The 25559-nt window shown below is 49.5% G+C and carries 40 protein-coding genes, 3 tRNA genes and 2 pseudogenes; 31 read left to right on the plus strand and 14 right to left on the minus strand.

The window, feature by feature from the left end:
- Positions 1-18 precede the first annotated feature (18 nt).
- A pseudogene (locus B2Q93_RS21315) lies at positions 19-90 on the minus strand (hypothetical protein); the annotation flags it as partial.
- A 360-nt stretch (positions 91-450) separates the two neighbouring features.
- Between B2Q93_RS21315 and uvrY the strand changes: the two are divergent.
- From uvrY to B2Q93_RS04170, 8 genes are all read left to right on the plus strand, one after another.
- Positions 451-1107, plus strand: coding sequence for a UvrY/SirA/GacA family response regulator transcription factor (gene uvrY / locus B2Q93_RS04135; protein WP_040075052.1), 657 nt, complete (start codon positions 451-453; stop codon positions 1105-1107).
- Positions 1104-2936, plus strand: coding sequence for an excinuclease ABC subunit UvrC (gene uvrC / locus B2Q93_RS04140; RefSeq protein WP_040075054.1), 1833 nt, complete (start codon positions 1104-1106; stop codon positions 2934-2936). Before uvrY ends, uvrC begins: the two co-directional genes overlap by 4 nt.
- 56 nt (positions 2937-2992) lie before the next feature.
- Entirely contained in the window at positions 2993-3541 is a 549-nt protein-coding gene (gene pgsA / locus B2Q93_RS04145) for a CDP-diacylglycerol--glycerol-3-phosphate 3-phosphatidyltransferase (RefSeq protein ID WP_040075055.1), read from the plus strand.
- Positions 3542-3692: 151 nt separating this feature from the next.
- Positions 3693-3768 (plus strand) — tRNA-Gly (locus B2Q93_RS04150).
- A gap of 50 nt (positions 3769-3818) precedes the next feature.
- A tRNA-Cys gene (locus tag B2Q93_RS04155) sits at positions 3819-3892 on the plus strand.
- 12 nt (positions 3893-3904) lie between these two features.
- A tRNA-Leu gene (locus B2Q93_RS04160) sits at positions 3905-3991 on the plus strand.
- A gap of 397 nt (positions 3992-4388) precedes the next feature.
- On the plus strand, positions 4389-4751 hold the full coding sequence (locus B2Q93_RS04165) for a helix-turn-helix domain-containing protein (protein WP_286931857.1): 363 nt from the start codon (positions 4389-4391) through the stop codon (positions 4749-4751).
- A 10-nt stretch (positions 4752-4761) separates the two neighbouring features.
- Complete coding sequence (locus B2Q93_RS04170; RefSeq protein WP_286931858.1) at positions 4762-5292, plus strand: ImmA/IrrE family metallo-endopeptidase; 531 nt, start codon at positions 4762-4764, stop codon at positions 5290-5292.
- A gap of 336 nt (positions 5293-5628) precedes the next feature.
- Here the strand turns inward: B2Q93_RS04170 and B2Q93_RS04175 are convergent, their stop codons facing one another.
- From B2Q93_RS04175 to B2Q93_RS04235, 13 genes are all read right to left on the minus strand, one after another.
- Complete coding sequence (locus B2Q93_RS04175; protein WP_286931860.1) at positions 5629-6645, minus strand: phage integrase central domain-containing protein; 1017 nt, start codon at positions 6643-6645, stop codon at positions 5629-5631.
- Complete coding sequence (locus tag B2Q93_RS04180; RefSeq protein ID WP_072056326.1) at positions 6645-6875, minus strand: DUF4224 domain-containing protein; 231 nt, start codon at positions 6873-6875, stop codon at positions 6645-6647. The genes B2Q93_RS04175 and B2Q93_RS04180 overlap by 1 nt, the downstream gene beginning before the upstream one ends.
- Before the next feature lie 32 nt (positions 6876-6907).
- Complete coding sequence (locus B2Q93_RS04185; protein ID WP_286931862.1) at positions 6908-7177, minus strand: hypothetical protein; 270 nt, start codon at positions 7175-7177, stop codon at positions 6908-6910.
- Positions 7178-7256: 79 nt separating this feature from the next.
- Positions 7257-7439 carry a hypothetical protein gene (locus B2Q93_RS04190; protein WP_286931863.1) on the minus strand — a complete coding sequence of 61 codons (183 nt, stop codon included), beginning with the start codon at positions 7437-7439 and terminating at the stop codon, positions 7257-7259.
- On the minus strand, positions 7436-8080 hold the full coding sequence (locus tag B2Q93_RS04195) for a DUF551 domain-containing protein (protein WP_286931865.1): 645 nt from the start codon (positions 8078-8080) through the stop codon (positions 7436-7438). The genes B2Q93_RS04190 and B2Q93_RS04195 overlap by 4 nt, the downstream gene beginning before the upstream one ends.
- A 10-nt stretch (positions 8081-8090) precedes the next feature.
- Positions 8091-8354, minus strand: coding sequence for a hypothetical protein (locus B2Q93_RS04200; protein WP_286931866.1), 264 nt, complete (start codon positions 8352-8354; stop codon positions 8091-8093).
- A 1-nt stretch (position 8355) separates the two neighbouring features.
- The gene (locus B2Q93_RS04205) at positions 8356-8661 is read right to left on the minus strand and encodes a hypothetical protein (protein WP_286931867.1); all 306 of its coding nucleotides are present in this window, start codon (positions 8659-8661) and stop codon (positions 8356-8358) included.
- An 11-nt stretch (positions 8662-8672) separates the two neighbouring features.
- Positions 8673-9092 (minus strand): hypothetical protein, encoded by a 420-nt coding sequence (locus tag B2Q93_RS04210; RefSeq protein WP_286931868.1) that lies wholly within the window; start codon positions 9090-9092, stop codon positions 8673-8675.
- Positions 9089-9550, minus strand: coding sequence for a hypothetical protein (locus B2Q93_RS04215; protein WP_286931869.1), 462 nt, complete (start codon positions 9548-9550; stop codon positions 9089-9091). The genes B2Q93_RS04210 and B2Q93_RS04215 overlap by 4 nt, the downstream gene beginning before the upstream one ends.
- Positions 9537-10565 carry a chromosome partitioning protein ParB gene (locus tag B2Q93_RS04220; RefSeq protein ID WP_286931871.1) on the minus strand — a complete coding sequence of 343 codons (1029 nt, stop codon included), beginning with the start codon at positions 10563-10565 and terminating at the stop codon, positions 9537-9539. The genes B2Q93_RS04215 and B2Q93_RS04220 overlap by 14 nt, the downstream gene beginning before the upstream one ends.
- Positions 10565-10924: a hypothetical protein gene (locus B2Q93_RS04225; protein ID WP_286931872.1), complete on the minus strand. Its 360-nt coding sequence runs from the start codon at positions 10922-10924 to the stop codon at positions 10565-10567. The genes B2Q93_RS04220 and B2Q93_RS04225 overlap by 1 nt, the downstream gene beginning before the upstream one ends.
- Positions 10925-11387: 463 nt before the next feature.
- Positions 11388-11543 carry a hypothetical protein gene (locus B2Q93_RS04230; protein ID WP_286931873.1) on the minus strand — a complete coding sequence of 52 codons (156 nt, stop codon included), beginning with the start codon at positions 11541-11543 and terminating at the stop codon, positions 11388-11390.
- 264 nt (positions 11544-11807) lie between these two features.
- On the minus strand, positions 11808-12503 hold the full coding sequence (locus tag B2Q93_RS04235; protein WP_286931875.1) for an XRE family transcriptional regulator: 696 nt from the start codon (positions 12501-12503) through the stop codon (positions 11808-11810).
- A 97-nt stretch (positions 12504-12600) separates the two neighbouring features.
- Here B2Q93_RS04235 and B2Q93_RS04240 point away from each other — a divergent pair, with 97 nt between their 5' ends.
- From B2Q93_RS04240 to B2Q93_RS04350, 23 genes and pseudogenes are all read left to right on the plus strand, one after another.
- Positions 12601-12858, plus strand: a complete 258-nt coding sequence (locus B2Q93_RS04240; RefSeq protein WP_286778026.1) for a helix-turn-helix transcriptional regulator — start codon at positions 12601-12603, stop codon at positions 12856-12858.
- Positions 12859-12881: 23 nt separating this feature from the next.
- Positions 12882-13427: a YmfL family putative regulatory protein gene (locus B2Q93_RS04245; RefSeq protein ID WP_286931877.1), complete on the plus strand. Its 546-nt coding sequence runs from the start codon at positions 12882-12884 to the stop codon at positions 13425-13427.
- Positions 13428-13622: 195 nt separating this feature from the next.
- The gene (locus B2Q93_RS04250; protein WP_212477874.1) at positions 13623-13829 is read left to right on the plus strand and encodes a DUF4222 domain-containing protein; all 207 of its coding nucleotides are present in this window, start codon (positions 13623-13625) and stop codon (positions 13827-13829) included.
- Positions 13792-14718, plus strand: a complete 927-nt coding sequence (locus tag B2Q93_RS04255) for a conserved phage C-terminal domain-containing protein (RefSeq protein WP_286931879.1) — start codon at positions 13792-13794, stop codon at positions 14716-14718. Before B2Q93_RS04250 ends, B2Q93_RS04255 begins: the two co-directional genes overlap by 38 nt.
- Positions 14715-15209 (plus strand): PerC family transcriptional regulator, encoded by a 495-nt coding sequence (locus B2Q93_RS04260; RefSeq protein ID WP_286931881.1) that lies wholly within the window; start codon positions 14715-14717, stop codon positions 15207-15209. The genes B2Q93_RS04255 and B2Q93_RS04260 overlap by 4 nt, the downstream gene beginning before the upstream one ends.
- Positions 15209-15868 carry an MT-A70 family methyltransferase gene (locus B2Q93_RS04265; protein ID WP_286931883.1) on the plus strand — a complete coding sequence of 220 codons (660 nt, stop codon included), beginning with the start codon at positions 15209-15211 and terminating at the stop codon, positions 15866-15868. The genes B2Q93_RS04260 and B2Q93_RS04265 overlap by 1 nt, the downstream gene beginning before the upstream one ends.
- A complete protein-coding gene (locus tag B2Q93_RS04270; protein WP_286931885.1) occupies positions 15865-16083 on the plus strand; it encodes a hypothetical protein in 219 nt (72 codons plus the stop codon). Before B2Q93_RS04265 ends, B2Q93_RS04270 begins: the two co-directional genes overlap by 4 nt.
- The gene (locus tag B2Q93_RS04275; RefSeq protein ID WP_263616128.1) at positions 16080-16400 is read left to right on the plus strand and encodes a LexA family transcriptional regulator; all 321 of its coding nucleotides are present in this window, start codon (positions 16080-16082) and stop codon (positions 16398-16400) included. The genes B2Q93_RS04270 and B2Q93_RS04275 overlap by 4 nt, the downstream gene beginning before the upstream one ends.
- Entirely contained in the window at positions 16397-16786 is a 390-nt protein-coding gene (locus B2Q93_RS04280) for a RusA family crossover junction endodeoxyribonuclease (protein WP_286931888.1), read from the plus strand. The genes B2Q93_RS04275 and B2Q93_RS04280 overlap by 4 nt, the downstream gene beginning before the upstream one ends.
- Before the next feature lie 24 nt (positions 16787-16810).
- A complete protein-coding gene (locus tag B2Q93_RS04285; protein WP_412098744.1) occupies positions 16811-17527 on the plus strand; it encodes a phage antirepressor KilAC domain-containing protein in 717 nt (238 codons plus the stop codon).
- Entirely contained in the window at positions 17524-18513 is a 990-nt protein-coding gene (locus tag B2Q93_RS04290) for a DUF968 domain-containing protein (protein ID WP_286931890.1), read from the plus strand. Before B2Q93_RS04285 ends, B2Q93_RS04290 begins: the two co-directional genes overlap by 4 nt.
- A 13-nt stretch (positions 18514-18526) precedes the next feature.
- On the plus strand, positions 18527-19096 hold the full coding sequence (locus B2Q93_RS04295; protein WP_286931892.1) for a DUF1133 family protein: 570 nt from the start codon (positions 18527-18529) through the stop codon (positions 19094-19096).
- Between the two features lie 183 nt (positions 19097-19279).
- The gene (locus B2Q93_RS04300; RefSeq protein WP_286931893.1) at positions 19280-19756 is read left to right on the plus strand and encodes a hypothetical protein; all 477 of its coding nucleotides are present in this window, start codon (positions 19280-19282) and stop codon (positions 19754-19756) included.
- A 149-nt stretch (positions 19757-19905) separates the two neighbouring features.
- Entirely contained in the window at positions 19906-20307 is a 402-nt protein-coding gene (locus tag B2Q93_RS04305; RefSeq protein WP_001514183.1) for a putative holin, read from the plus strand.
- Positions 20304-20579: a phage holin family protein gene (locus tag B2Q93_RS04310; RefSeq protein WP_286931905.1), complete on the plus strand. Its 276-nt coding sequence runs from the start codon at positions 20304-20306 to the stop codon at positions 20577-20579. The genes B2Q93_RS04305 and B2Q93_RS04310 overlap by 4 nt, the downstream gene beginning before the upstream one ends.
- A 3-nt stretch (positions 20580-20582) precedes the next feature.
- On the plus strand, positions 20583-21059 hold the full coding sequence (locus B2Q93_RS04315; RefSeq protein WP_286931907.1) for a glycoside hydrolase family 104 protein: 477 nt from the start codon (positions 20583-20585) through the stop codon (positions 21057-21059).
- Positions 21056-21553: a lysis protein gene (locus B2Q93_RS04320; protein WP_286931909.1), complete on the plus strand. Its 498-nt coding sequence runs from the start codon at positions 21056-21058 to the stop codon at positions 21551-21553. Before B2Q93_RS04315 ends, B2Q93_RS04320 begins: the two co-directional genes overlap by 4 nt.
- Positions 21522-22019: an HNH endonuclease signature motif containing protein gene (locus B2Q93_RS04325; RefSeq protein WP_286931911.1), complete on the plus strand. Its 498-nt coding sequence runs from the start codon at positions 21522-21524 to the stop codon at positions 22017-22019. The genes B2Q93_RS04320 and B2Q93_RS04325 overlap by 32 nt, the downstream gene beginning before the upstream one ends.
- 3 nt (positions 22020-22022) lie before the next feature.
- Positions 22023-22127 (plus strand): annotated as a pseudogene (locus B2Q93_RS04330) (lysis system i-spanin subunit Rz); the annotation flags it as partial.
- Between the two features lie 769 nt (positions 22128-22896).
- Positions 22897-23172 (plus strand): hypothetical protein, encoded by a 276-nt coding sequence (locus B2Q93_RS04335; RefSeq protein WP_286931913.1) that lies wholly within the window; start codon positions 22897-22899, stop codon positions 23170-23172.
- 114 nt (positions 23173-23286) lie between these two features.
- Entirely contained in the window at positions 23287-23850 is a 564-nt protein-coding gene (locus tag B2Q93_RS04340; protein WP_286931915.1) for a hypothetical protein, read from the plus strand.
- 841 nt (positions 23851-24691) lie between these two features.
- Entirely contained in the window at positions 24692-25309 is a 618-nt protein-coding gene (locus B2Q93_RS04345; protein ID WP_286931917.1) for a hypothetical protein, read from the plus strand.
- An 11-nt stretch (positions 25310-25320) separates the two neighbouring features.
- Entirely contained in the window at positions 25321-25548 is a 228-nt protein-coding gene (locus B2Q93_RS04350; RefSeq protein WP_286931919.1) for a hypothetical protein, read from the plus strand.
- Positions 25549-25559 lie beyond the last annotated feature (11 nt).

Raw genomic sequence — 25559 nt, forward strand, 5'->3', positions numbered from 1 at the left:
AAAACGGCGCATACGCGCTTAGACCTTAGTTAAGGCGGCGGAGTATACCACAAGCTTGACAAAAAAATGCAGCGGTTGTTTTTTGTACTTTTGGCATGCGGTTTAATTGAATAAACAATCAATAAGCATAAACTTCATCTTGCTTTTACTGACAATTAACATATACCGGCAGTTTTAATGCAGTTAATTATTGTTACAAAAATTTGAAAATTATATTGGTGAACGCAACCCCGCCTGAACAATTGTAACCTTCTGAAAAAAGGGAGCTAAAATTTAGCGACAAGCGTTGAAGTGCCTTCTTATCGTTTCCAGTTACTGTATAGGTTAATTTCCAAAAATTTGTTCGGTATCGCTTATCTGCATTTTTAACGTTTTAAAGTTGAGGTAAAAAACGGTAATATATACGGCATTAGCATTCCATAGCGTTATCCCTATTCTGGAGACTTTCCATTGATCAACGTCCTTCTTGTTGATGACCACGAACTGGTGCGCGCAGGGATACGACGCATTCTGGAAGATATTAAGGGTATTAAAGTTGCCGGTGAGGCCTGCTGCGGTGAAGACGCCGTAAAATGGTGCCGCGCCAATACCGCCGATGTTGTCCTGATGGATATGAATATGCCTGGGATCGGTGGGCTTGAAGCAACCCGAAAAATCGCCCGCGCCTTTGTAGACACCAAAGTCATTATGCTGACGGTGCATACCGAGAACCCCCTTCCTGCGCGTGTTATGCAGGCAGGTGCTGCAGGTTATTTAAGCAAAGGCGCTGCGCCGCAAGAGGTGGTTAACGCCATTCGCTCTGTTCACGCCGGACAGCGCTATATCGCCTCTGACATTGCGCAACAGATGGCGCTAAGCCAGATTGAGCCAGAAAAGACCGAATCACCCTTTGCCAGTTTGTCTGAGCGCGAATTGCAGATTATGCTGATGATAACCAAAGGCCAGAAGGTGAATGAGATTTCCGAGCAGCTTAATCTCAGCCCGAAAACGGTGAACAGCTACCGCTATCGAATGTTCAGTAAACTGAACATTCATGGCGATGTCGAACTCACTCACCTGGCCATTCGCCATGGTCTGTGTAATGCAGAGACCTTAACCAGTCAGTGAGTGATGTGTTTGAATCCAGTGCATTTCTGAAAACCGTGACCAGCCAGCCCGGCGTTTACCGGATGTACGATGCTGGCGGTACGGTTATCTATGTCGGTAAAGCGAAGGACCTTAAAAAGCGTCTTTCCAGCTATTTCCGTAGCAATCTTGCGTCCCGTAAAACGGAAGCGCTCGTCGCGCAAATCCAGCAAATTGACGTAACCGTCACCCATACAGAGACGGAAGCGCTGCTGCTTGAACATAACTACATCAAGCTCTATCAACCTCGCTACAACGTACTGCTGCGCGACGACAAATCCTATCCGTTTATTTTCCTCAGCGGCGACACCCACCCGCGCCTGGCAATGCACCGCGGTGCAAAGCATGCGAAAGGGGAGTATTTCGGACCGTTCCCGAATGGTTACGCAGTGCGTGAAACGCTCGCCTTGCTGCAAAAAATCTTCCCGGTTCGCCAGTGCGAAAACAGCGTCTACCGCAACCGCTCGCGCCCGTGTCTGCAATATCAGATCGGCCGCTGTCTGGGGCCCTGCGTCGCCGGGCTGGTCAGCGAAGAGGAGTATGCGCAGCAGGTGGAGTACGTGCGGCTGTTCCTGGCCGGTAAAGATGACCAGGTGCTCACGCAGCTTATTGAGCGGATGGAAAAAGCGAGCCAGGCGCTGGCCTTCGAAGAGGCAGGGCGAATTCGCGATCAGATTCAGGCCGTGCGCCGGGTCACAGAGAAGCAGTTCGTCTCCAATAATGGTGACGATCTGGATGTGATTGGCGTGTCGTTTGATGCGGGCATGGCCTGCGTCCACGTGCTGTTTATTCGTCAGGGTAAAGTGCTGGGCAGCCGGAGCTACTTCCCAAAAGTACCGGGTGGCACCGAGCTGGGTGAAGTGGTCGAAACCTTTGTCGGGCAGTTCTATCTGCAGGGAAGCCAGATGCGTACGCTCCCCTCGGAAATCTTGCTCGATTTCAACCTTACCGATAAAACGCTGTTAGCAGAGTCGCTCTCTGAGCTGGCCGGGCGTCGCGTAAATGTGCAGACCCGTCCACGCGGCGATCGGGCCCGTTATCTAAAGCTGGCGCGAACCAACGCGGCCACGGCGCTGACCACCAAACTGTCACAGCAATCTACAGTTCATCAGCGTCTTGCCGCGCTGGCGACGGTGTTAAAATTGCCGGAAGTGAAACGCATGGAGTGTTTCGACATCAGCCACACCATGGGCGAGCAGACCGTCGCATCCTGTGTGGTCTTTGATGCCAACGGCCCTCTGCGCGCAGAATATCGCCGCTACAATATTACCGGCATAACCCCGGGTGATGATTACGCTGCAATGAATCAGGTCTTGCGCCGCCGCTACGGCAAAGCGATTGAAGAGAGCAAGATCCCGGATGTTATCCTGATTGACGGTGGCAAGGGGCAGCTAGGCCAGGCGAAAACGGTGTTTGCCGAACTGGACGTCAGCTGGGATAAGCATCATCCTCTGCTGCTGGGTGTCGCCAAAGGTACCGATCGTAAGGCGGGCCTGGAGACGCTATTCCTGGAGCCGGAAGGGGAGGGATTCAGCCTGCCGCCGGACTCACCGGCGCTGCACGTCATCCAGCACATTCGCGATGAGTCGCACGATCATGCGATCGGTGGTCACCGTAAAAAGCGGGCGAAGGTCAAAAATACCAGTACGCTGGAGACCATTGAGGGCGTTGGGCCAAAACGTCGCCAGATGTTGTTGAAATATATGGGCGGATTGCAAGGTTTACTCAACGCCAGCGTTGAGGAAATTGCAAAAGTGCCGGGTATTTCGCAAGCGTTGGCAGAAAAGATCTACTACTCGTTGAAACATTGAGGGCTCTGTAGCAACATAGAGCTAATATTTACTGCCAACAAACAGTTACCGTCACTATGCGATTAAATATTCCAACGCTACTCACGCTTTTTCGTGTCGTACTTATCCCGTTCTTTGTAGTGGCGTTTTACCTGCCCTTCATTTGGGCGCCATTCGCATGTGCACTTATTTTTCTTGTCGCCGCCGTCACCGACTGGTTTGACGGCTATCTGGCGCGCCGCTGGAATCAGAGTACCCGCTTCGGCGCGTTCCTTGACCCTGTGGCTGATAAAGTGATGGTCGCCATTGCAATGGTGCTGGTCGCCGAGCACTATCACAGCTGGTGGGTGACCTTGCCAGCCGCAACCATGATTGCCCGCGAGATTATCATCTCGGCGTTGCGTGAGTGGATGGCTGAGATGGGCAAGCGCAGCAGCGTGGCGGTCTCCTGGATTGGCAAAGTGAAAACCACTGCGCAAATGGCCTCGCTGGTCTGGATGCTGTGGCGTCCGAACGCCTGGGTAGAGTGGGCCGGTATCGGTCTGCTGTGGGTGGCAGCGGTGCTCACGCTCTGGTCTATGTTGCAGTATCTGAACGCCGCACGTGGCGATTTGCTTGAACAGTGATCGTTTCGCCGTAATTTTCAGCAAACGAACAATACTGACGAAAATTAACGTTGACTCAAAACGTCATATAAGTAGAATGCAACGCATCGAACGGCGGCACAGCTAGCCAGTCGATAGCAAAATCAAGTGATTAGCGAATGACTTGATGATTGCGGGAATAGCTCAGTTGGTAGAGCACGACCTTGCCAAGGTCGGGGTCGCGAGTTCGAGTCTCGTTTCCCGCTCCAAATTAAGTGCATCGGCAGTTGCGGATGCCGTCGAAAGACAGAAGATTTAAGGCGCGTTAGCAAAGCGGTTATGTAGCGGATTGCAAATCCGTCTAGTCCGGTTCGACTCCGGAACGCGCCTCCACTTTCTTCCCGAGCCCGGATGGTGGAATCGGTAGACACAAGGGATTTAAAATCCCTCGGCGTTCGCGCTGTGCGAGTTCAAGTCTCGCTCCGGGTACCATGGGAAAAGACGAATAAAATCAATGATAAGCAGTGTCGTGTAAACCACCGAAAGGTGGTTTTTTATTGCCTAAAATTCACCATTCGCCATTGTTTCGCCATTCAGCTTCGCCATATTTTTTGGTTTGCTCATCCCGGTCGTTGTACATCTACCCCTAAGTGTTGTAGTCATTTGCCCTTTTTTGATGTCAAAATTTTCCTGGCTTCCAACTACGGATAGGCAAATTTCTAGGCGTTGCAAGAAATGATCATGTTGATGAACTACGCTTAGTGCAGAACGTGAACTTCAAACCTGATACGGAATCAACAAAATTTAGTTGATTTTGTTTTTTGGTTTTGTTACTTTTAAGTCAGGCCTAGGTAGTATCAGGGTCTCACGAACATTAGAGAGGCATAATATGTTAACGCCGTTTGGTAAGAAAGTTAGGAAATTACGTATAGACGTCGGTGTCACGCTGAAGAGCATGGCTGATTCTATGGGCGTGACTTCGTCTTACCTCTCAGCAATTGAAACAGGAAAACGAGCTGTTACTGATCCTGTGCTGAACAGCATCATTGGTTATTTTTCTGGCGCAGGTGTACATGCCCAAGATGAATTAGCCAAAGCCGCTCGGGATTCTCAACAATCTGTTGAGATTAATCTTTCTGGTAAGAATCAAAACGCTCGCGAAGTAGCGATGGCTTTCGCCCGTAACTTTGATGAGCTGAGTGATGAAGAATTTACACGTCTGCGTGAGTTGTTAACCAAGAACAATAAGTAGGAGACTTTGTTTGAGCGGACAAGATTATCGAGTACCACCTTTGAGTCGTAACGAGGTTCGTGGCTTAACAATCCAGTTACGTTCAATGTTGAAAATACATGACATGTATTTTCCAGTAATTGAGATGCTTGAGTTCGCACTGCCTCAGATCTTGCCCAATTTTTCCTTTGAAACCGCTTCGGTAAAGGAAATGGGTGGTACTCATGGTCTGACATTACCACAAGATTCCCTGATTATCCTTCGTGAAGATGTCTACGAAGGTGCACATGAAGGTAATGGTCGTGATCGAATGACAGTCGCTCATGAGATAGGGCATCTACTGATGCACAAAAACATTGCTTTTGCCCGCGCAGAGCCAGGTGTAGAAATTCGGGCATTTGAAAGCAGCGAATGGCAAGCAAAGTGTTTTAGTGGTGAGTTGCTTGTCCCGCATAGTCATGCAGCGTTGCTAAGAAATATGTCGGTAGAAGAGATTGCTGAAAAGTGCGGAGTTTCGGCACATGCAGCCTTCTACCAAAAAGAGTTGTTAAGCAAAAAATAAAAAACCCTGACGGCGCCAACCATCAGGGTCTGTATAGGCGATGAAACCAAGAGGCATCGTCACCAGGAACTTCTCTATAAGCAACCTGAAAATAGCACTTCAGGAGAGTAGGTTCAAGGGAAAAAATCTCTCTCGGTAAGGAGGTGTACATGAATGAGCTTAAAGTCTATTACTTCGAAGGCAGCACCTAAAGGCTTCCGCTGGATTTTCTGCCGCTACCGCAAGGTGCGTGGAAAGTCGGCTAAAGTACTTGATGCCCATGATTACGGTTATGAGGCATGGGCATTTTTAGTCCGCTGCTAGCAGGTTATATCTTAAAGGCACCGCGAGGTGCCTTTATTTATTTTGCCCGCCGACCACTGGTACCACAGGGATTTTTCTATCATACCTCGCTGTTTGTGAGGCATTTTTATGACCCGCTATTCCCTGCTTTTCATGCAGAGTACCCCTGAGATCCGATATCCCTTTCGCTTTAAGATCATGAAAAGTAAATTTGAAGTCGAGCTCAGGAAACTTCTCAGCGGCTAACACTTTGGCTTTTGACCACTGAGCGTTGAATGCGTCTCGCGTATAGCGCAACCCTGATGGCTGGTGGAGTAGGAAAATACTAACCATGCCTGAATTTAGCGGCAGACCCTCCGCAAGCTTTACCGCCTTTTCTAATCGTTCAGTCCAGGCCTTGATTTGCGGTACCGCAGTTTTGCTTTGCTGAATCATGATTCCGTTTTCAAGGATCTGGTTTTTCTTAAGGTCGAGAATATCTCCCTGCCTTGCACAGCATAAATACGCCAGTTCCATTGCCACTTTGACGGGCGTATGAGCCACACTAAGCAGCGCTAAATACTCCTTATCCGTCACGTATCGTGTTCTCGCTTTCTCCTTAAATTGCTTCACACCTTGGCAAGGATTCATCTTCACTTTGCCTCGCTCGTACGCCCATCTAAACACACGAGAGATAAAAGCCTTCTCCCGGTTCGCCTGAACCCTGCTTTTCACCCCTCGCTTGTCCATATACTTACGGATGTGCTCAGGCTTAATGTTGTCAGGCTTCATTTTTCCAAACACAACATTAACTTTAGAGCTGTACTTTCTGTAATCCTTCCTTGTCTCCGTAGCCAGCTCGTGAAAATCTCCTGAGTTAAAAAAATCCTCACACAGCGCGTTAAAGTTTGTTCCAACCTTTATGTCGTTAATAAAGTGTTCATATGCAGACCAAACCTGTGCCTTGGTTAAATCTGCATTGCAGAGTCTTACGGTTCGGCCATCAGATGTCCGAAACTCATAGGCAGACTTGCCCCGACGAACGCGGGGCGGCATCCAGTTGTCTTCTGGGTTTTTACGAACTCTAGGCATCAACACATATCCTTGAAGTTAGGCTCTTCTTCTTCAGGATTATTCACTACCAACTTTAAACCAACTGGGTTTGATACATGGTCCCACGTTGTGCCTGGCCGTCCATCCTTGCGGGGAACGTAGAATACTCCGCTCTCTTTGAGTGCTTTGCACTGCAGGGAAGGGCGGCGATAACCAGTAAGCTGATAAAGATCATCCGGAGTAAGAAAGCGTTGGCTTTGTTCGCTCATAGTTTTTTCTCCACTAAACCGGCTGCACCCGGTTACGGTTTATAAAACGCGCAAGATGAGCATCCACCACGGAGGCCATCATTGCAGGTACGACATATTGTTGTGTCAGTATGATAGAGCTGGTGGACCATCTCTTTTGGCACGACCACCGGCATCGGCACGCGGATAACCAGCCGGCGTAGTTCTGCTATTTCATCGGCCTGCTCCATGACGCGTGCATGCAGATCAGAAGCTTCTTCGCGCCACCAGGCGACATCGGCTTTAAGGCGACGCAAGCGCCGCTGTTTGAGTTTGCTTACCATATGCCATACCCGGTCATGGATATCAGCTGGCAAATAGCGAACATCACCACAGTGACCACTAGCACTTTGACTGGAGGCATCACTTCACCTCCACGCACTTAATATTGTTAATGCGCGGTGATGTCTCATTCCATGAGCGCTCTCGCTCCGCAATAGCTAGCGCTTTTATAGCTGCCTGGCACTGAGCCATATTCTTCATCGGCTCGATCTGCATGTTCATGCTCTGGCTGGTAAGAACCATAATCAGAAAGACGTAGCTCATTCGGCCTCCTGCTGCGGTGCTGCAGGGTGAGGGTGCCAGTGAGTAAAGGTGTCGGATGGTAACTTATCGTATTCCTCGTACCAGTCCTGCCATACCTTGCCATCCCACGCATACACAGCGTACTGAACCACATCTCCACAGCATGTAATAACTGGCACACCTATAGTCGGCATCCGCTCACTGCATGTCACCCAGCTATCCGGAATCGCCGGAGAGTTGCCAGCGGCACCCTGAAGCACGGCGGCGCGGCAGGCGTTCCATCCGTTGGCATAATTTGCGGAATAACGGATTCCATCTTTCACATATTTAAACCGTTGACCATCTTTCAGCTTCGGTAAGGCATCAGGCACTACCGGAGCTGGCTGGGCGGCATACACTGGCTCAAGGCCAGCATCGCTATTGGCCCACGACCATTCCCTGCCCATGCGCTTATTATCGGTTTCGCCAGCTCGATATGTGGCAAAGTTTTGCAGGGACAAAGGGTCGATATAAGCCACCGGCTCAGCCGTCATCGATTTCAGAGCCATCTTCATCGCTGCCAGCGCCATGGACGCATCTTCGTTTACCGCTCCGGGCGTAGCATCGCGCTCTTCTTCAAGCTCTGCGATTGTTTTCAGGAGCCACTCTTTGGTTAATGTCATGGGTTAGTCCTCAACCTGCTGTGCTTTCAACTGGAGATGGGAAATCTATGGTTTCATCGAAGCCAGCGCCGATTTCCTGGACAGCGGTACACCAGTCAGAGGATGAACTGCTATCCAGCTCGTTTTGCACCTCTTCTAACCGGCGCAGGTCATACAGGAAAATATTCGAATCGCCGATGGTATAAAAACCGATTTTCTTTGGTGATGGGCACCGGTCGAGGACTGCCTGGAGTTCATCAACCCAGGTCACCTCTTTTTTGGTTAGCTTTGTCATATCACCCCTCCCCGTTGATGCGGCCAGCGGCGCGGATTCGTTTGCAGGTCCAGTCAAGGTATTGCTGCGTATACTCTGGATCAGATGATCCCGTATCCACCAGGCTCTCGACGATATCCTTAGCCAGTAAGAGCAATTTCGAATCGCTTAATTTGAACTTAACCGCCTCCAGTTCAGCCACGCGCTTCTCTGCGGCTTCCAGCTCATCCAGTAGAGCCAGCACGGTTTCTGAATGTATATCCATGTTGAACACGCCATGCTCTTGAGCTTTCTCTGCTGTTTGGCGCAGCGCCTGTTTGTTGGTCATTGGGCTGCTCCTTAGCGCATGCGCTCTAATGTTACGCCGGCACGAACCAGATCCCTGCAGTGACTGATAATCTCAGCCCGGGAAGCTCCACGCCACGGCGAATAGAATGGCGACTCGTCCACCGCGATATCAGGATCCCAGCCAGTCGCATCATGGGCCTTGCCGATGCCATCCCAGTCTGTTGTGTTGTCGATGAGCCAGGAGTAAAGCAGCCATTCGCAGTCCATGTAATCGCTCTCGCCGTAGTAGTCAGGTCCGAACCATACAACGTGCTGCTCGTGCCAGACGCGGCCACGATGGGATTCAAAGCTGTCGCTCTCAACCGTGAAATCATTGCCATGAAGGCTTGGAAATAATGCCAGCAGCAGCTCTTTCGCGTTTTTAGAAAATTTCTTCTCGATGCGCGCTTTGGTATTTGAGTACTTGCTCATTCTGATGCTCCTTTGCGAAGTTGGGCTGCGAACTCTTTGGCGTGCTCAATCATCAGCGTGTAATGTTCCTCATCCTCAGGCTCAATGAACACGATGTCTGACTCGCATTGATCAACCATCATATCCACACCCTGAGCCCGCACTTCAGCCAGGAAGGAGTCGGTGGCCGGGGTTTCAGGCACGGGCGGGATTTTATCTTCTGCATCTGCCCATGCGTTCCAATGTTCTACTGCGGGCGCATGATTAACGGTGCACTCTTTCAGCCCCGCATTCTCCGCAGCCAGCGCCGCAGCATCATCACGAACTTTTCGTAGTTCAAGCACTGCAACCTGAACTGCATAAGCGAACATGGCAGCAGGTCGTTCACCTGCTTTCTCGCTGTCACGCTGCATATTGACGGCAACAGTCATCAGTTCGTCCAACTGCTCACCGGTCATTGGTTTATTAGTTGTTGTCATGATGATTCTCCTGCTGCTGCAGTTTGTATTGCTTAACGAAGTAGGCGACTGCTTTTGACTGGCTGGCAACGATGCCATTGAGATTGACGTTCTTGCCCCGGTAGATCGGTGCAGAGCCTATATCAACTCCGTCGAGAGTTACGTAAAGGGTTTTTCCACGTACTTCAGCGGCTGGTATTGGTTGAGACAGGCGGTAGGTTTCTCTCGCCTCAGCAATGGCCTTGTGTTCGTCGATAATGGAAAGTGCTTCAGCAAGTGCTGCGCCTTCGATAGTGAAGACCCCTTCATCGCTGATAGATGCCTGAGCCATAAGCTCGACGAAACGACGTGCAGTTTTGATGCTAAGTTCTGGCGCGATAGAGCTGCGTGTAACCTTCGTTTTACCCTGGGCAGCAGCTACTGCTTTATCGTGCTGTAGAACCTCGCCAGCCTGTTCGCCATATTCACGGACGCGATCAACAGCAACATCAACCGATACAGCGCCCGATTTCACTTCCTGCTGAACGTCATAGTTGGCGGTGCTAAGCGTGAGTAACTTCTCTACCGTGGCCACAGATTTATTGACCAGCTTTGCGATCTCGCTGGTGGTCTGGTTAAACGCGTTATGCAGCTCCTGGATAACCGCGGCCTGTTCCATATCGGATAATGGAAGCTGGTTATTGCTGGTCATGATGCGAGCCAGGCGCTGAACATCGTTACCGTTGAACGGCATGATGTGGATGCGGTCTACTGGCTTACCGGCTATGCGGCAGCGCTCATAGCAACGACGACGGCGGTGACCTTCAACAACCCAAACGCCACCTTCGTCACGGGCGATAACTTCCAGCGGAGGTACTGAGCCACCATTCATCAGATAGTTAAACAGGTCATCATCAGCCAGGCGGGTACGTTCATCGTCATCATGACGTTTATTGAAGCCTTCACGAACGTGAATATTGTCGAGACTGATGAACATGCCGGTGTCAGTACGCTTGATAGTTCCGTCACGAGACATCAATTTGAATGAGTTAGCCATCACGCAACCCCTTCGTTTAATACTGTCAGGGTGACAGGCGTAAGTTCGCGAAGCTCGCGCTGGGCTTCAAGCAGGTGCATATTGCTGGGGGTTTTTGTGTGGCGCTCAACGATACGGTCACATTCTTTAGCCCAGCAGGTAACATCTTCTCGAAGAGTGGCATTTTCAGCAGCCAGTGCCTTACGCTGACTCATGGACTCACAAAGCGCCACGCTGGTGTAATCCAGTCGGTTAGCCAGTTCATTCACGATCCCGCGATAAGCAGGGGGAAGGAGAGGGGCGGCTTTACGAGCTGCGTCGATCAGCTGCTCTCTGGTCAAGCGTGGTTGTAACTCGGTGACGTTCTGTGTGGTCGTCATGGTCAGTTTCTCCGTTATATAAGCGCTCTGCACAGCGCTGATTTTTGGTTGCACGAATCCCTCGCCTGGTGGCGACAAAAATAAAGGGGGTTCGTTTTAGTAAGCACCCGAGCAGGGCACTTAATGAAACGGGCGACTGCCATCGCCTGTTAGCTTCTCCACAACTGAGAGCGCGCTCCGCTCGAATTTGCATTTAACGAACTGACACTTAGGTTAAAGGTCCAGAACGCGCTTTCAGTTGTGTAAAAGGGGCGGTCGACATAAGGACATTCAGAACTGCCGACCGCCAAGACTACACACAGCATTTGTTGCAGTTACTACGGGTTTACCACGCTAGCTACGTGATTCGTTTGTGGTGGCTGGTGCTGAACTCCAGCTCAGTGGCGCGGTGTTTCAATATCGTAACCGCCCGTTCCATCCGCGTTTTATCAGTCCGTATGCTCGCCTAGAACGTTTCGCCTGCTTATCTTTTCTCAACCGTTTGACGGTCAGCCCCGTCATTCACCACATCTGAAAAAGAGCGGTCCACCTTCACCATGCTTTGCCTGCCACCATCGGGATTGGTTACTACGGCAGTCGAAGGGTACAGTTTTTCACGCCCGCGCTCTTTCAGTTGCATCCTCGTCTCTTCCGAGGTGTCACACCGTACCGCCTGGATGGTGAATCCAATGCTCGTGCTACTGCTTGGCTTGCACATTCCGGCTACCCGCTGGATCTGGATATTGTCTTCAAAGGAATCCCCGGACCGCTGCGGCACATGTGCCATATGCCGTGGGGTAAAGATAATCACAAATTGCGAGTAGCGCAAGTGATAAAATGCACAACACGCAAATTGAGGGCAAAAAAAAGACCTCCAGTGGAGGCCTGTTTTATCAAAGATGGATTATCCGTGACGTTTATACGCTTGAGATTGGCTTATCAAAACTTTACCAAAGATGTGGAAGCGGTGCTCATTTTCTTTGGTGATGTTCCATTCACGATATTTGGGATTGTCAGAAATGACAAGAAGCTGATCGGGGATCATTTGTAGGCGTTTTACGTAAACCTTACCGTCAAAGCCAAATACATAAATGCCATCACCATCAAATTCATTAATGTTTACATCAACAAAGATTAAATCACCAGGTTCGATAGTAGAGGCCATGCTATCACCGCGAACGTTGATAACTTTAACGCCAGTTGACGTCCTGCCTCCAAACATAATCACCGCCTGGTCGTTACTGTATTCGATGGCATGAATAACATCGATAACGTCACTACCTTGAATATGTCCTGACCCGGCGCTTGCACTCACATCAAGTACCTCGACTCTATACACATCAATGTCCTTTCGGGCTGATGAATCAGTTTTACTGTTTATACATACAGTAGACTCATTTTCCATTGACGTAAATAGGTCGGTAACTTTAACGCCTAAAGCTTGAGCAAGCCTGTTAAGTGTTTGTTCTGAAAACTGCTTTTGCTTTCCGGTTTCAAGCCGAGAAATATTGGCAGCATCAACCCCCACAGCTTCAGCGAGTTCTGCGATTTTCATGTTCTTCGTCAGGCGAAGATGTCGTATGCGAGATCCTATATTCATGCGCCTATTACATGTTGTTTTTGCGCCTCATGCAAAGCAACTTGCGCAATCCGCCAGTATGAAATAATATGCGTATTACGCAAATTAAGGAGGCGTTATGCAATCACCGTTAAGAAAATTGCGTAAATCGCATGGTATGACTTTGTTGCATGTTGCAACTGGCGTACAAGTCGATCCAGCGACGCTGAGCCGCATTGAAAGATGCGAGCAAGTACCGTCTGTAGAGCTAGCCGAACGTCTTGCCAAGTTCTTCCATGGCGAGATCAATGAATTACATATTTTATATCCGAGCCGCTATCAAACTCCTGACGACGTTCTCAGCAAGCGAAATCTTAGTTCGAAAGTAGCTAACTAAATAACTACCAAAGGGAAAACAAAATGGTAGACAGCATAAACACAGCGATTCGCCTTATGTGCAAGGCACACAAACACGGTCGTGTCGGCTTGGCTGCTGATCTTGGCATGACCATCGATCAATTTCACAACCATCTATACCAAAAATGCGGCAGTCGTTTTTTTACGGTAGTCGAACTTGAACAGATGCAGTCCATTTCCGGCACGTCTTATCTGGCTGAGTATTTCGCTAAGCGCTGCGGAAAAATGCTGGTGGACATTCCTGTTCCCGAGAGCATCGACAATGTCGATTTGTATGAAATCGATATGAAAGCGACGGTCGCAGCTGGCGAACTGGCTTCAGCAAAAGTTGCAGCTATTGCTGATGGCGTAATCGATGTGAAAGAACGCAAGACACTGTCCGATCTATTCAACAAGAAGTTGCGTCACCAGATTCACGGCTTCCTAGGGTTCATGGCTCTGTACGGGGCGGGAATTTCAGATCAGGCAGTTGATGTTTTCGTTTCAACCGGCAGAAAAGGTGACGCCCCGAGTGTGCAGCTCGAGGCGTCTGGCGCGCCGGTTCTTTAAGTGGAGAAACTAACGCATGAACAGTTTAAACCGATTCAGACCAACTAAGCAATTCAGATGCCTGCCGCTGGTGGGGAAAAGCTCCCCGTTCGGCTATGTGGAAATAGTACACAGCGCTGATGGTGCCAACAACTACCAGGCATGTGCAGAGATGGTAGGTGCATTTGCTCTGATGAACGAGAAGGGGCGCGAGGAATGGCTGAAGTTGACCGGAGGTTCAGAGACCACAGAGGTATCCCGGTGCGGGTCATTCGATGGGAGCCAGAAAGCCGACGCGTTATATACCTTCGCGAAGGTTACGATCATGAGTGCTTCAGCCCTCTTGAGCAATTCCAGCGCAAATTTACAGAGTTAAAGGACTGCCATGAGCCTGTTAATGCCATCCCGGCCGATAGTGATTAACCCTGACCTTGCATATAGCATTGGCCTGAACGAGGCCATTGCGTTGCAGCAGGTGAATTACTGGCTGAAAGAGACAAATTCCGGTCTGGAACGTGACGGTGTGCGCTGGATTTACAACACGAACGAGCAGTGGCTGGAGCAGTTCCCGTTCTGGTCCGAGTCTACCCTGAAGCGCACCTTCACCCGTCTGAAGACCCTCGGGGTGCTCAAAATTGAGCAACTGAACAAGTCTCAGCGCGACATGACTAACTACTACACGATTAACTATGAAAGCGAGCTTTTAGATGAGGTCAAAGTGACCAAATCGAAGAGTTCAAAATGCACTCGTCCATCAGGTCAAAATGAACTAATGGAAGAGGTCAAAGTGGAACGCTCCATCGGGTCAAAACGAACCGATGTCATCAGGTCAAAATGGCCTGATGTTCTTACAGAGAATACAACAGAGAATACTACAGATATTAAAAACCCTTCTTGTCCGGTTGCTGAGCAACCCGACCGTGATGTGGTTATCACTGACCAGGCCAAACAGGTCTTAACTCATCTCAACCAGGTGACAAACTCACGCTATCAGGTATCGACCACGTCGTTGCAAAACATCAGGGCCCGTATCGGCGAGGGGTACACCGTGGAAGAGCTTAAACTGGTGGTGGACTATTCAAACGCCAAGTGGGCCGACGATCTGAAAATGGCCGCGTATCTGCGCCCACAAACCCTTTTCCAGCAGAACAAATTTCCCGGCTACCTGAAATCTGCAGGGAACTGGTCAAACGCAGGCAGGCCTGCACGCATCAACGGCGAATGGGCCCGTGAAGATGGCATTTTCAAATCCAGTTTCCAGAACACAGACTACAGCAAGATCCCCGCTGGTTTCAGAGGAGCTAACTCATGAGCCTTTTGAAAAACATTCAGCTGTTCATCGCAAACAACCCTGGCCTGACCAACAAGCAGCTGGCGGCATCAATGCCACAGTTTGACGTTCACGCCGTGCAGCGTGGCGTATGTCACCTGGTAAAACTTAACCGTGCCACACGTAAGCATAACGGCAAGTGCTACCAGTATTTTGCTAATCCGCCGAGTGGAGAAGTCGGGGAAGTAATTTCCCGCGTAAAAATAGACCGAGCGCAAAGCGCTTGTGGCGCTGAGATAGACAGCGTAGTTAACCCCGCAGTAGCTGCATTGATGCTGAAAGCCCAGGGGCTGACTGAAAAGGGTCTGTTTCAGCGTGCGGCGACGGTTCTGATGGAGGCTTTCAATCGGTCCAAGAATGAGGACGTTCGCGAAAAGATTCTGTTAGAGCGCCAGAAATGCCTGGGTAAGGTGCAAAAGCCGAAAGCGGCAACGGATGTTTGGTTACTGGCAGGCCGAGTGAGGAATTTTTGATGAAATATTCACTGATATACGCTGATCCCGCCTGGGAGTACGGTAACACCATCAGTAACGGCGCCGCGAGTAACCATTACGGCACGATGAAACTCATTGACATGAAGCGCCTGCCGGTGTGGGAGCTGGCAGCCGAAGATGCTGTCCTGGCCATGTGGTTTACTGGCACCCACACCCGCGAAGCGATAGAGCTGGCTGAGGCATGGGGATTTAGGGTCCGCACCATGAAAGGTTTTACCTGGGTGAAGTTTAATACGCTTGCCGAGGAGCATATCAACCGAGCTCTACAGCGTGGTGAGGTCTCTGATTTTTACGATTTCCTCGATCTGTTGAATGCTCAGACGAAGATGAACGGCGGCAACTACACCCGCGCCAATACCGAGGATCTGCTAATCGCCGTTAAGGGGAAGGGGCTGGTGCGTCAGAACGCCAGTGTAAAGCAGGTTATCTACAGCCCACTGGGTAAACACAGTGCGAAGCCAGAAGAAGCACGCTACAAGCTGGAACAGCTCTATGGTGACGTTCCGCGTATCGAGCTTTTCAGCCGCTGTGGAGCACCAGGCTGGCACCACTGGGGAAATGAGTCAGCGTCTCCAGATGTAGAACTATTGCCTGCATGGGCAGCTCCCAAACTGACGTACCGGGAGAGCAGCTTATGAACCAGTCCGTCGAGAACGCCATTCATGCAGAGGCAAAGCGCTGCAGTGAAGCGATCAAATCAGCGATGAACGCCAAACCGCGTCCAAAATTCGACAGTGTCAGCAGGCCCTTGCTCAGCAAGCATTATGCGAAGGTAAAACCGCTCGGCATTTTCTTCATCAAATTCGTCAGTGTCATTGGACGCCTTAACGGGCGCTATGGAGTGGACTCATGAACCATTTAACGCCCCGTCAAAGTGAAGTTCTGGATGCAATAGTGCTCTACAAGGATAGAACCGGATTCCCGCCGACGATTCTGGAGCTTGCCGGTTTAATTGGCTGTGCATCACCTAATGCTGCTGCGGAGCATGTGAAGGCGCTTAAGAAAAAAGGGTACATCTCAATTGCTCCTGGCGCTGCCAGGGGGATTACCGTAGTCAAAACGGAATGGGATGCAGAACCTGTAACGATCATTAAAGAGCTGCTATCCGGCGGAGAAAATGCCAGAGATAACGCTGTGGAATGGCTGAAAAAGCAGGGAGTGAAGTTATGAAACTTGTTCTCCCGTTTCCACCGAGCGTAAACACCTACTGGCGAGCCCCGAACAAGGGACCACTGAAAGGCCGTCACCTCATTAGCGCAAAGGGCAGGGCATACCAGAGTGCAGCTTGTTCGGCTATTGTCGACCAGCTGCGCCGCCTGCCAAAACCCTCCACCGCCCCGGCGGCAGTGGAGATCCTTCTGTTTCCACCAGATGCGCGTCGCCGCGACATCGATAACTACAACAAAGCGCTGTTCGATGCGCTAACCCATGCTGGTGTCTGGGAGGACGACAGTCAGGTACAACGCATGCTGGTGGAGTGGGGGCCGAAAGTGGCAGGAGGCCGGGTAGAAATAACGATCACCACACATGAACCAATGGCGGGTGCAGCCGCCTGAAAAGTGGAGAAAAGTATGAACCAGATGAACGTAACCGTAATGTGTCAGACCCATCATGCAGCTGCTATGGCGCAGCAAATAACGATGTCCAGTCGTGAAATTGCCAAGCTTGTGGACTCTCGCCACAGCAATGTATGTGTGACCATTGAAAGACTCATGAATAGCGGTGTTATTGGGGGGTATGCTGCAATGCAGTACACCCATCCTCAGAACCAGCAGACCTACCATTACTACGAAGTTAATAAACGCGACAGCTATGTGATAGTTGCTCAGCTTTGCCCGGAGTTTACGGCTCGTCTTGTAGACCGCTGGCAGGAACTGGAGAACGGCGCCGGCATGGTGGTTCCTCAGACACTGCCTGAAGCACTGCGCATGGCTGCCGATCTTGCTGAACAGAAACAGCGGCTGAGTGAAGAGCTGGCCATTGCCGCACCTAAAGCTGAATTTGTTGATCGCTATGTAACCGCCACCGGCTCAATGACTTTCCGGCAGGTGGCCAAATTGCTCAACGCCAAAGAGCCTGAGTTCCGTCTGTTCCTGATGGATAATCACATCATGTATCGCCTGAGTGGGGTGCTTACCCCTTATCACCAGCACATCGAGGCCGAGCGCTTTGAGGTTAAGACAGGCACAACAAACGCCTCTAATTATGCCTTTAGTCAGGCACGCTTCACCGCCAAAGGCGTTAAGTGGATCGGCGGTCTGTGGGCTGAGCACATCGCTAAGGGGCAAATGGCGTGAGGGCACTACTTACACCTGAAATTGCGCCTATGGCCGGGGTAGTTATCTTTCGCCCCGGAACTGATTTGCTTTGGCTATTCCGTCAGGGCAGGGTGGTAATTGAAAAGCCATCGGAAGCTTTACAGCATCTACCGTCAGGCCTTCTTCCAGAGTCATACCAGCCACTGACACATGATGACAGTATGCAGGTTGTTTTTGAGAATGAGCGCGTTATTCAGCGTGCTGGTGGCCTGAACGGTCTGGATGCCTGGCTGGAGCGAAAGTATGAATGTCAGTGGCCACACGAAGAATGGCATTCCCATGATTTTACAGTGATGCGCCACGCACCCGGCAGCATACGTTTGTGCTGGGGTTGCGATAACAACCTGCGAGAGCAAACCACTGAAAGACTTGCAGGAATCGCACGTGAAAACCTGGTATCCTGGCTACTGGCAACCGTAAGCGGTCAACTTGGCTTCAGTGAAGGCCATGTGCTGACACTTCCGGAGTTCTGCTGGTGGATGGTCAGGAACGGACTGGCAGATGTTATCCCTGAAAATCTGGCGGCAAAAGCTCTGAGGATTGAGCCAGAACCTATCCAGTCTGTAATGCGCGAAAGCGACATCATGCCATCGGTTCCGGCTGCAGAGCTGCTTCAGGAGAAAGCTAAAAATGTTGTTACGTTGAAGGTTGATCCGGATAGCCCGGAATCCTTTATGAAAATATTCAAACGGAGCCGCTGGAAAAACGAAAAGTACACCCGCTGGGTTAAGTCGCAGTACTGCATGTGCTGCAACAAACCAGCAGACGATCCCCACCACCTGATAGGCCACGGGCAGGGTGGAATGGGTACCAAAGCGCACGACCTGTTTGTGATACCTCTGTGCAGAGAGCATCACGACGAGTTGCACGCTAGCCCTGTGGCATTTGAAGCGAAATACGGCGACCAGTTAGCGCTGCTGTTTCGGTTTTTAGATCGTGCGCTGGCAATCGGCGTACTGGCGTAAGTGGAGACGCATAATGATTAACCCTTCTGAAGTTGGCAAGACGGGCGAGATGGTTCGCCTGCGTACACTCGAAAGCATCTGGATTCAGGGAAAGCTGCGCATGTGGGGCCGCTGGTCATACATCGGTGGTGGTTCTGGGGGGAACATGTTTAACCAATTACTGGCATCCGGAAAAATCACCAAGACAGCTATCAATGACGCGCTTCGCCGCATGAAGAAATCCGGCATTACCAAGCCTGAGCTCGAAGCGTATCTACGAGAAATCCTTAACGGCAAAAACAAGAGCGGCCTGGCGTTCTGCTCGGATGAAGAGGGCCTGAAAATAGATGGGGTAATTGCATCAGTTCTAATGAATGATGACTATCGTTCTCTCTATGGGGTAATCGTTGATCGTCACCGACTGAGGAAGAGCAAGCTCCAGATGGCCAACGAACTTCATGATAAACACCCTGGCTGGACTCTAATAACTTGCCGCCGCCGAATTGATACCTGGTTAAGTCTTGCAGAATCGATCCTTTACGCTCCACTATGTGACGCGTTCAACACAAATAGCGACAGATTTAAGTTGCAAAGTGAGCAATAAAGTGGTTGAATTGTGGTAGGCTCGGGAACTTAAAGCGAACTGAGCAGCAAATCTCAAACCCGCCCTTAAGCGGGTTTTTTATTTTGAATTTGTTATAAACCTCAAAAATTTTATGATTACTGTCATTTCTTCTGAGATTAACAGATGAGATGATATTCCTTCTCTTCCATGAAGGAATTAATCATGCTTATTAAGTTTTCAGATCTTATCCAGGCGAGAGAGCAAGTAGAAGAAAGAGTTCGAGAGCTTACTCAGCGTCTTCGCAATGAAGCGGAAGAATTTCTGGACCAATATAGGAAGTCCTTATACACACCCCAAGATTCCTGGTCTGATGGTCAAAGGGAATATCCTTACGCCAGGCTCATGAACATAACTGACCAAGGGATGTACACTCAGCAATCCATTAAAACTCTTGCGCTTGATGATGAAAATACCATTTCATTTTTAATGGCAACAGTAATCAACGAAAATATTCAGGGCGGCCAATGGATTTACGTTCCAATTAGGATGAGTTTAAATAATCGAAGCGTCATTGTAACTGCTGGAAACTCTGGGCGTGAGGAAGTTCCTCTTGGTGGAGAAGGTAACAGTTACTACGATGCTTGCTGTCTCGTTAAGGAATTAGTTTTGAGCCAAATCAAATCCAGGTTCCCTAATTAAGGTATTTAGCAAAACATATCCGTATCAATTTACTTAAATATGGCTGCCTACGGGCGGCCTTTTTCTATTTCAGGTCCCGCGAATCAACTTCGGATGGTTTCGTTGTTAAATGCAGCCAGAGAGCCTGATCCTATACACACGGAATAATTATGTCTGAGACCTTCACTATCGTAGGCGTTGGTCTTACATCGTCTTCTGTCGGTGTAACCTTTGCCACGCTGTTTCCGGAGGCGACTCCTGCAGTGATGCTCGGATCACTTGCCGGAACCGCGTTATACGTTCTGACCTCAGATCCCCATCAACTCTGGAAGCAGGCTATCTTTGCGCTGATTTCTTTTATCAGTGGCGTGTTCTTCTCAGTGCCAATGGCGAAAATCATGGCCGGGATCATAAACACGCCATTAAGCCTGATGAAGCCACCGGCCAGCATCGAGGTATCGCCAGCTGTCGGCGCCATCGTTACCGCTTCCATTTCCGTGGCAGTCCTGCTGCGAATTCTCCGCAAGTCAAAAAGCGGGAAGATGCCAGGGCTGGGGGAGGAAGATAAATGACATGGCAACTTCTTCTGATGAATGCAAACGCCATAGTTTGCCTGTTAATCATGGTCAGGCTGATGTTTTTCCGGAAAGAGGGGAAGCGTCATCGCCTGAGTGTCGCGGTTCTGGCCTACCTGGTCATCCTTGCCGCCGGATTCAACGCCTTCAACATTCTTCTCGGCCATTACGTACAGGTTAATCTCGGCGATCTGCTTCTGAACTCCGTCATCTGCATGGCGGTATGGCTGGCGCGTGGAAATCTGGCTAAGGTCGTTATCTCGGAGTAAATCATGCAAGCTCTCAATGCACAGCGAAAAGCCTTCCTGGACATGCTCGCATGGTCAGAGGGAACCGATAAACCGGGTCAGCCAACTAAGAACCATGGCTATGACGTGATTGTGGGCGGCTCACTCTTTACCAACTACGCAGATCACCCTCGCAAACTGATCACCCTTAACCCCAGGCTGAAATCTACGGCTGCCGGCCGCTACCAGCTGCTTTCTCGCTACTGGGATGCTTATCGGTCGCAGCTTGGCCTCAGGGATTTCTCCCCGGCCAGTCAGGATGCGGTGGCATTGCAGCAGATTAAAGAACGCCGCGCCCTGCAGCTCATCGACGAAGGCTATATCCGTCAGGCGATTGACCGCTGCAGCAACATCTGGGCGTCGTTGCCCGGTGCAGGTTACGGCCAACACGAGCACAAGGTTGAAAACCTCCTGAAGAAATTCAAAGAGGCTGGTGGTTATGTAGCAGAGCCAAAATCATGATCGGCGCCGTCATCAAGAGGCTATGGCTGCCGATTGTGGTGATAGTGCTGCTGAGCTCATTGGTATGGGCTGTTAATCACTACCGCGACAATGCCATCGCCTATAAAGACCAGCGCGACAAGGCAACTGAGAATCTCAGCCTTGCGAACGATACCATTGACGACATGAAGGTGCGCCAGCGTGATGTGGCCGCACTGGATGCCAAATACACCGGAGAGCTGCGGGATGCTAAAGCTACTATCGATCAGCTTGAGCGCGATGTTGCTTCTGGCAAGCGTCGGTTGCAGCTCAACGCAATCTGTTCCGCGAACGGAGCGTCCGGCACCACCGGCCTGGATGATGCTTCCACCGCCGAACTCACTCCAGACGCTCGACAAAATTATTTCCATCTCCGAGAACAATTAGTCACGGCTGAAAAGCAAATCCTTGGCCTTCAGGAATATATTCGAACGGTGGTCTTTGATGAAAAGAGCCAAAGTAACAAAAGAAAGTGAAGCGTATATCAGGGAGCATTTGGAAGTAGATGCCTGTGTTTCCTCAGGCTTGAAATGGAAGAATGCACCAAAATTTAACGGCCATATGCTTGGTAAAGAAGCTGGAGTTAAAGCTGCCGATGGCTACTACAGAGTCGGCGTAAAAAGACAGAAGCTCTCTACGCATCGGGTAATTTGGTTTCTGCTGAACGGGGACTGGCCGTGCTGCATTGATCATATAGATGGAAATCAAGCGAACAACTCTCCTGAAAACTTGAGGGCTGTGACTCTTTCAGAAAACCAACATAATCGAATCTGCAGTGGCGTTAAGCATGACGTAAGGCGTGACATGTATAGCGCAAGAATCACTGTTTCTGGAAAGAGAATCGAGCTTGGGTCATTTAAGAGCCATAGTGAAGCGACTGAAGCGTACAAAGCTGCGAAAAGAAAACTTCACCCATCCGCACCGGATCGTTGCTACCAGTGAGCTGACTCCGCTCAACGGGATTATTTCACCCTCAGAGAGCGAATCGTCACAGTGACGAAGCAAGTCGGGTATCTACAGAGTTACATCAGAGAGCAGTGCCTTAAATGAAAAATTCCCTTCCGAACCGAAATCCAGCAGTTCGGAAGGGAGACCAAAGGGGTCATCATTACAAGGAGGATGAAAATTTAGTACAAGACATAATAAAAAAAAGAGCCATTAGGAAAAATTTGGAAAATTAGTTTTTTTAATAAGGCGCTAATACCTTTTTGTTTAGATGATGCCGCTTAATCAAAAATTCAACGCAACTCACACTAAAAAAACACTCATGTACTAATTTTAAGTGGCACGACAGATTCGATATTTTTTCGTTCAGGTTAATCCCCCTAAGCGGTGGGGCATCCAGTAGATGTTGGACTTATGCGAATTTGCTTACTGGGGTGAATTCACCGGGAGGCACCCGGGACTTGAGCTGACGGCTGAGGGAACAGGCATAACATCGAACTGAGTGTGATTTGCTAGCTACATTACTGCCAGACCCAGACCAGTTCTGTCCGAGCTGGTCTTTTTTTACCAAAAAAAAGCCCTCCTTGAGTGAGGGCAATGCAGATACATACTAGGGTAATATTTTTACTCTGAGGAACTTAAACCCCATCCTTGAAGTTTCCTGATTTGGTAGGAGCCAGTTCAGGACACCTTCAGTCTGGAAGAATTCTCATAATTAACAAGCGCAATCGTTAATACTAGGACGAATCTTAATAATGAGAGAATAGAGCCTCATCCCTGAGGTTCTGACACAGTCTCTCCTCTGGACTGTAAACATAGCAAATTCTCACGGCCTCGCATTCTGGCGAGCGTTTCAAATTGACAGGAGCAACACATGGCTAAGTTTTACCCGCGCATCTCCACCTTCCTCTCTGGGTGTTGGGCTTTTATCTCATCCTTTTCGCTCGTTGACGGCATCTTCAGCAGAGCAGTGCGCACTATTCGCAGGTTAGTGGAGCATGTAGTTTCCGCAACGGCTCAGCACAAATTGCCTGAAAAGGCTGAGTGGCGGATCGTCGAGCGAATGTGTAGCGAGAGTGTGCGAGAGAAGATCAATGTGTTTGGTCGTCACCCTCGCAATACTGGCGCGCTGTGCAGTCCACTGCTGTAACCATTACAAAGCTCATCTACGGGTGGGCTTGATAATGGATAGCCATGCTATGAAGCGTTGCGACACTAGTAAAAGATGCGTGATAATGACTCCTCCAATAAAAGGAGGTGTCATTTGGAATGGCTCGATAAAAATGCAACTGCCATGATAGCAGCTGGTGCAGCATTGCTTTCTGCATTGATCGCTGGTGGGTTTGCCCTTCTTGGTGCCTGGCTAAACAACAGACAAAACTATCAAAGTCTGAAATTAAAAATTGAGCATGAAAAAAATAGGGAAAACAGAGGGGTTTTATTAGAAAAGGGCGAAGAGGCTTTCTCTTGTGCTACCAGATGGGCAAACAGCAGTAGATCTTATTTTACTGCGCATATGCGGTATATGATTGGTAATATTAGTTTAAAAGAGAGGGATTCTTTGCTCAAAGCATGTGCTGACGAAGAGGCATTCTATCGATTGCATGTTCTTATACCTATATATTTTCCCCAATTGCATAAAGATCTTAACTTATGCGGAAGTCACTTACAGAAAGCAAACCAGATAGCTTATGGTTTTGAGCCTGATCTATCCGATATAGCAATGGAAAGACGAGATTTTAGTGGCGCTCGCAAAAGATTTCGCGAAAGCGTAGCTTTATTTAAAGTTAAACTTCAGAAAGAGTTAGAGAGTAAGATCAGTGAATAACCGCCTCCAGGCGGTTTTTTATTACCATCTCCATGGGCAGGCTCATCGCAATGAAACTACCCCCTGCAGCGGATAATCAACAAAATATCCCCAGTAAGGGATAGTCATTACAGCAGGCATTCAATGAGTGCCTGTGATAATGACGAATTGTGGTGTGCGTGTTAATCGTCAAATAAGCAGGAAAAGGCGAGCGCACCTTTACGATGGCTATCCGACTTAGTTCGGCACACCCGAGCCAACACGTACACCACAACCCATTCTAGCCACTGGCACCTGCTGGTGGGCTTGATAACGGCATCCATGCCTTTTTGTAAACCCTAAAGTGCACCGAATATTTGAATCAGAAAGCTTATTGCTATGAGTGATAGTCCACACGCCTGGCCTATCTTACGGCGCTTATTACGAGCATTAACGAACGCTACATCCTCATCTCCGCCACATTGCGACAGAGGATAAGGTTCTAGCCCAAAGGTGAATGCGGCAGAGGTGAGAGAGCCGACAAGCCCCACAACAGCGGAAACCAACTGAATATCTGATGGCGACATAGAAAACCCCTTTTCTTGGCGTATGAAAAATACTTAATTATTTAAATACACCATTTGTAAGGCAATGAAAAGATTGACGAATTCGTCAATAGCACATTTTGCGATCACAGTCGTTAGGCTCATTGTAATTGCAATATCCCCTAATAGGGATACTCAAGCCACTGGCATCTGCTGGTGGCTTTTTTATGCGCATCGCACGCGCACATCTAAGAAAGTCTTTCAGCTGTGAGCCTGGGCAAACCGTTAACTTTCGGCGGCTTTGCCGTGCGACAGGCTCACGTCTAAAAGGAAACATCATGTCTCTGACCTATAAAATTCGTGAAGTAACAGTAACGCTTCCTTCTTTAGGAACCATCACCACCGACGGACCCGGTAACCAGATCAAGCATGGTGATAAATGCCGTGTAGGGCTTTATGCCGTTGAACCTGAATGGCGTTCCGGGAGCATTTTTGAAGGCTTCATTGTCGGTTGGCTTACGTTTGAGGGCTACTGTGAAACACCATACAAACGCAGCCAAAAAATCATGATGCCATACGGTTATGATCTGGTGGCTTTGAAGGTTGATGAGTGGGGAATGCCAACGTCGTGGGATAGCCTGCCAGTTCAGTTCTCAGGCGGTTCCATCGGCACCCCAGTAGATGCGCTTATTGGGAATGGCGTAGGTTCTGGTTGGCGAATCACAAATGGCATAGCCTCTCATAACTTTATCCCGAAGAAGGATATCAGCGATCACTGCCAGCAGGGTGAAAGCCGCGTGAAGATTTTGGCTGAAAAGTTTTCTGTTGCTGCTAATACCCAAAACGCGTTAGAGGCCGCTCTGCAGGAGGTTATCAAAAAAGTTGTGGACGAAAGTTTGCAACAAGCTATGCAGCCAGGGGGCACGATCTGGAATTCTTTACGGCGTGGATTCTGACGAGAGGCTTTATGCGTATCACTGTACTGGAAGACGATCCTGGCAGGAGAATTAACCCAGCTCAGGAAAGATATGCCGTTTATCTCGATGGCGTAGAAGTTAAGCACGTATTCACCGCTGATGATGAAAAAGGCGAGGTGATTGCCGCTGTACTGAATGATCGTGGGTATATGACGACAGAGAACGGAAAAGTAAAGCTACATTCGCTTTATGGGAAGGTCACCATTAAGCGTCAATAAACCTCGATGGA

The organism is Leclercia sp. UBA5958, from assembly GCF_002430365.1.
Taxonomy (GTDB): Bacteria; Pseudomonadota; Gammaproteobacteria; order Enterobacterales; family Enterobacteriaceae; genus Enterobacter; species Enterobacter pneumoniae.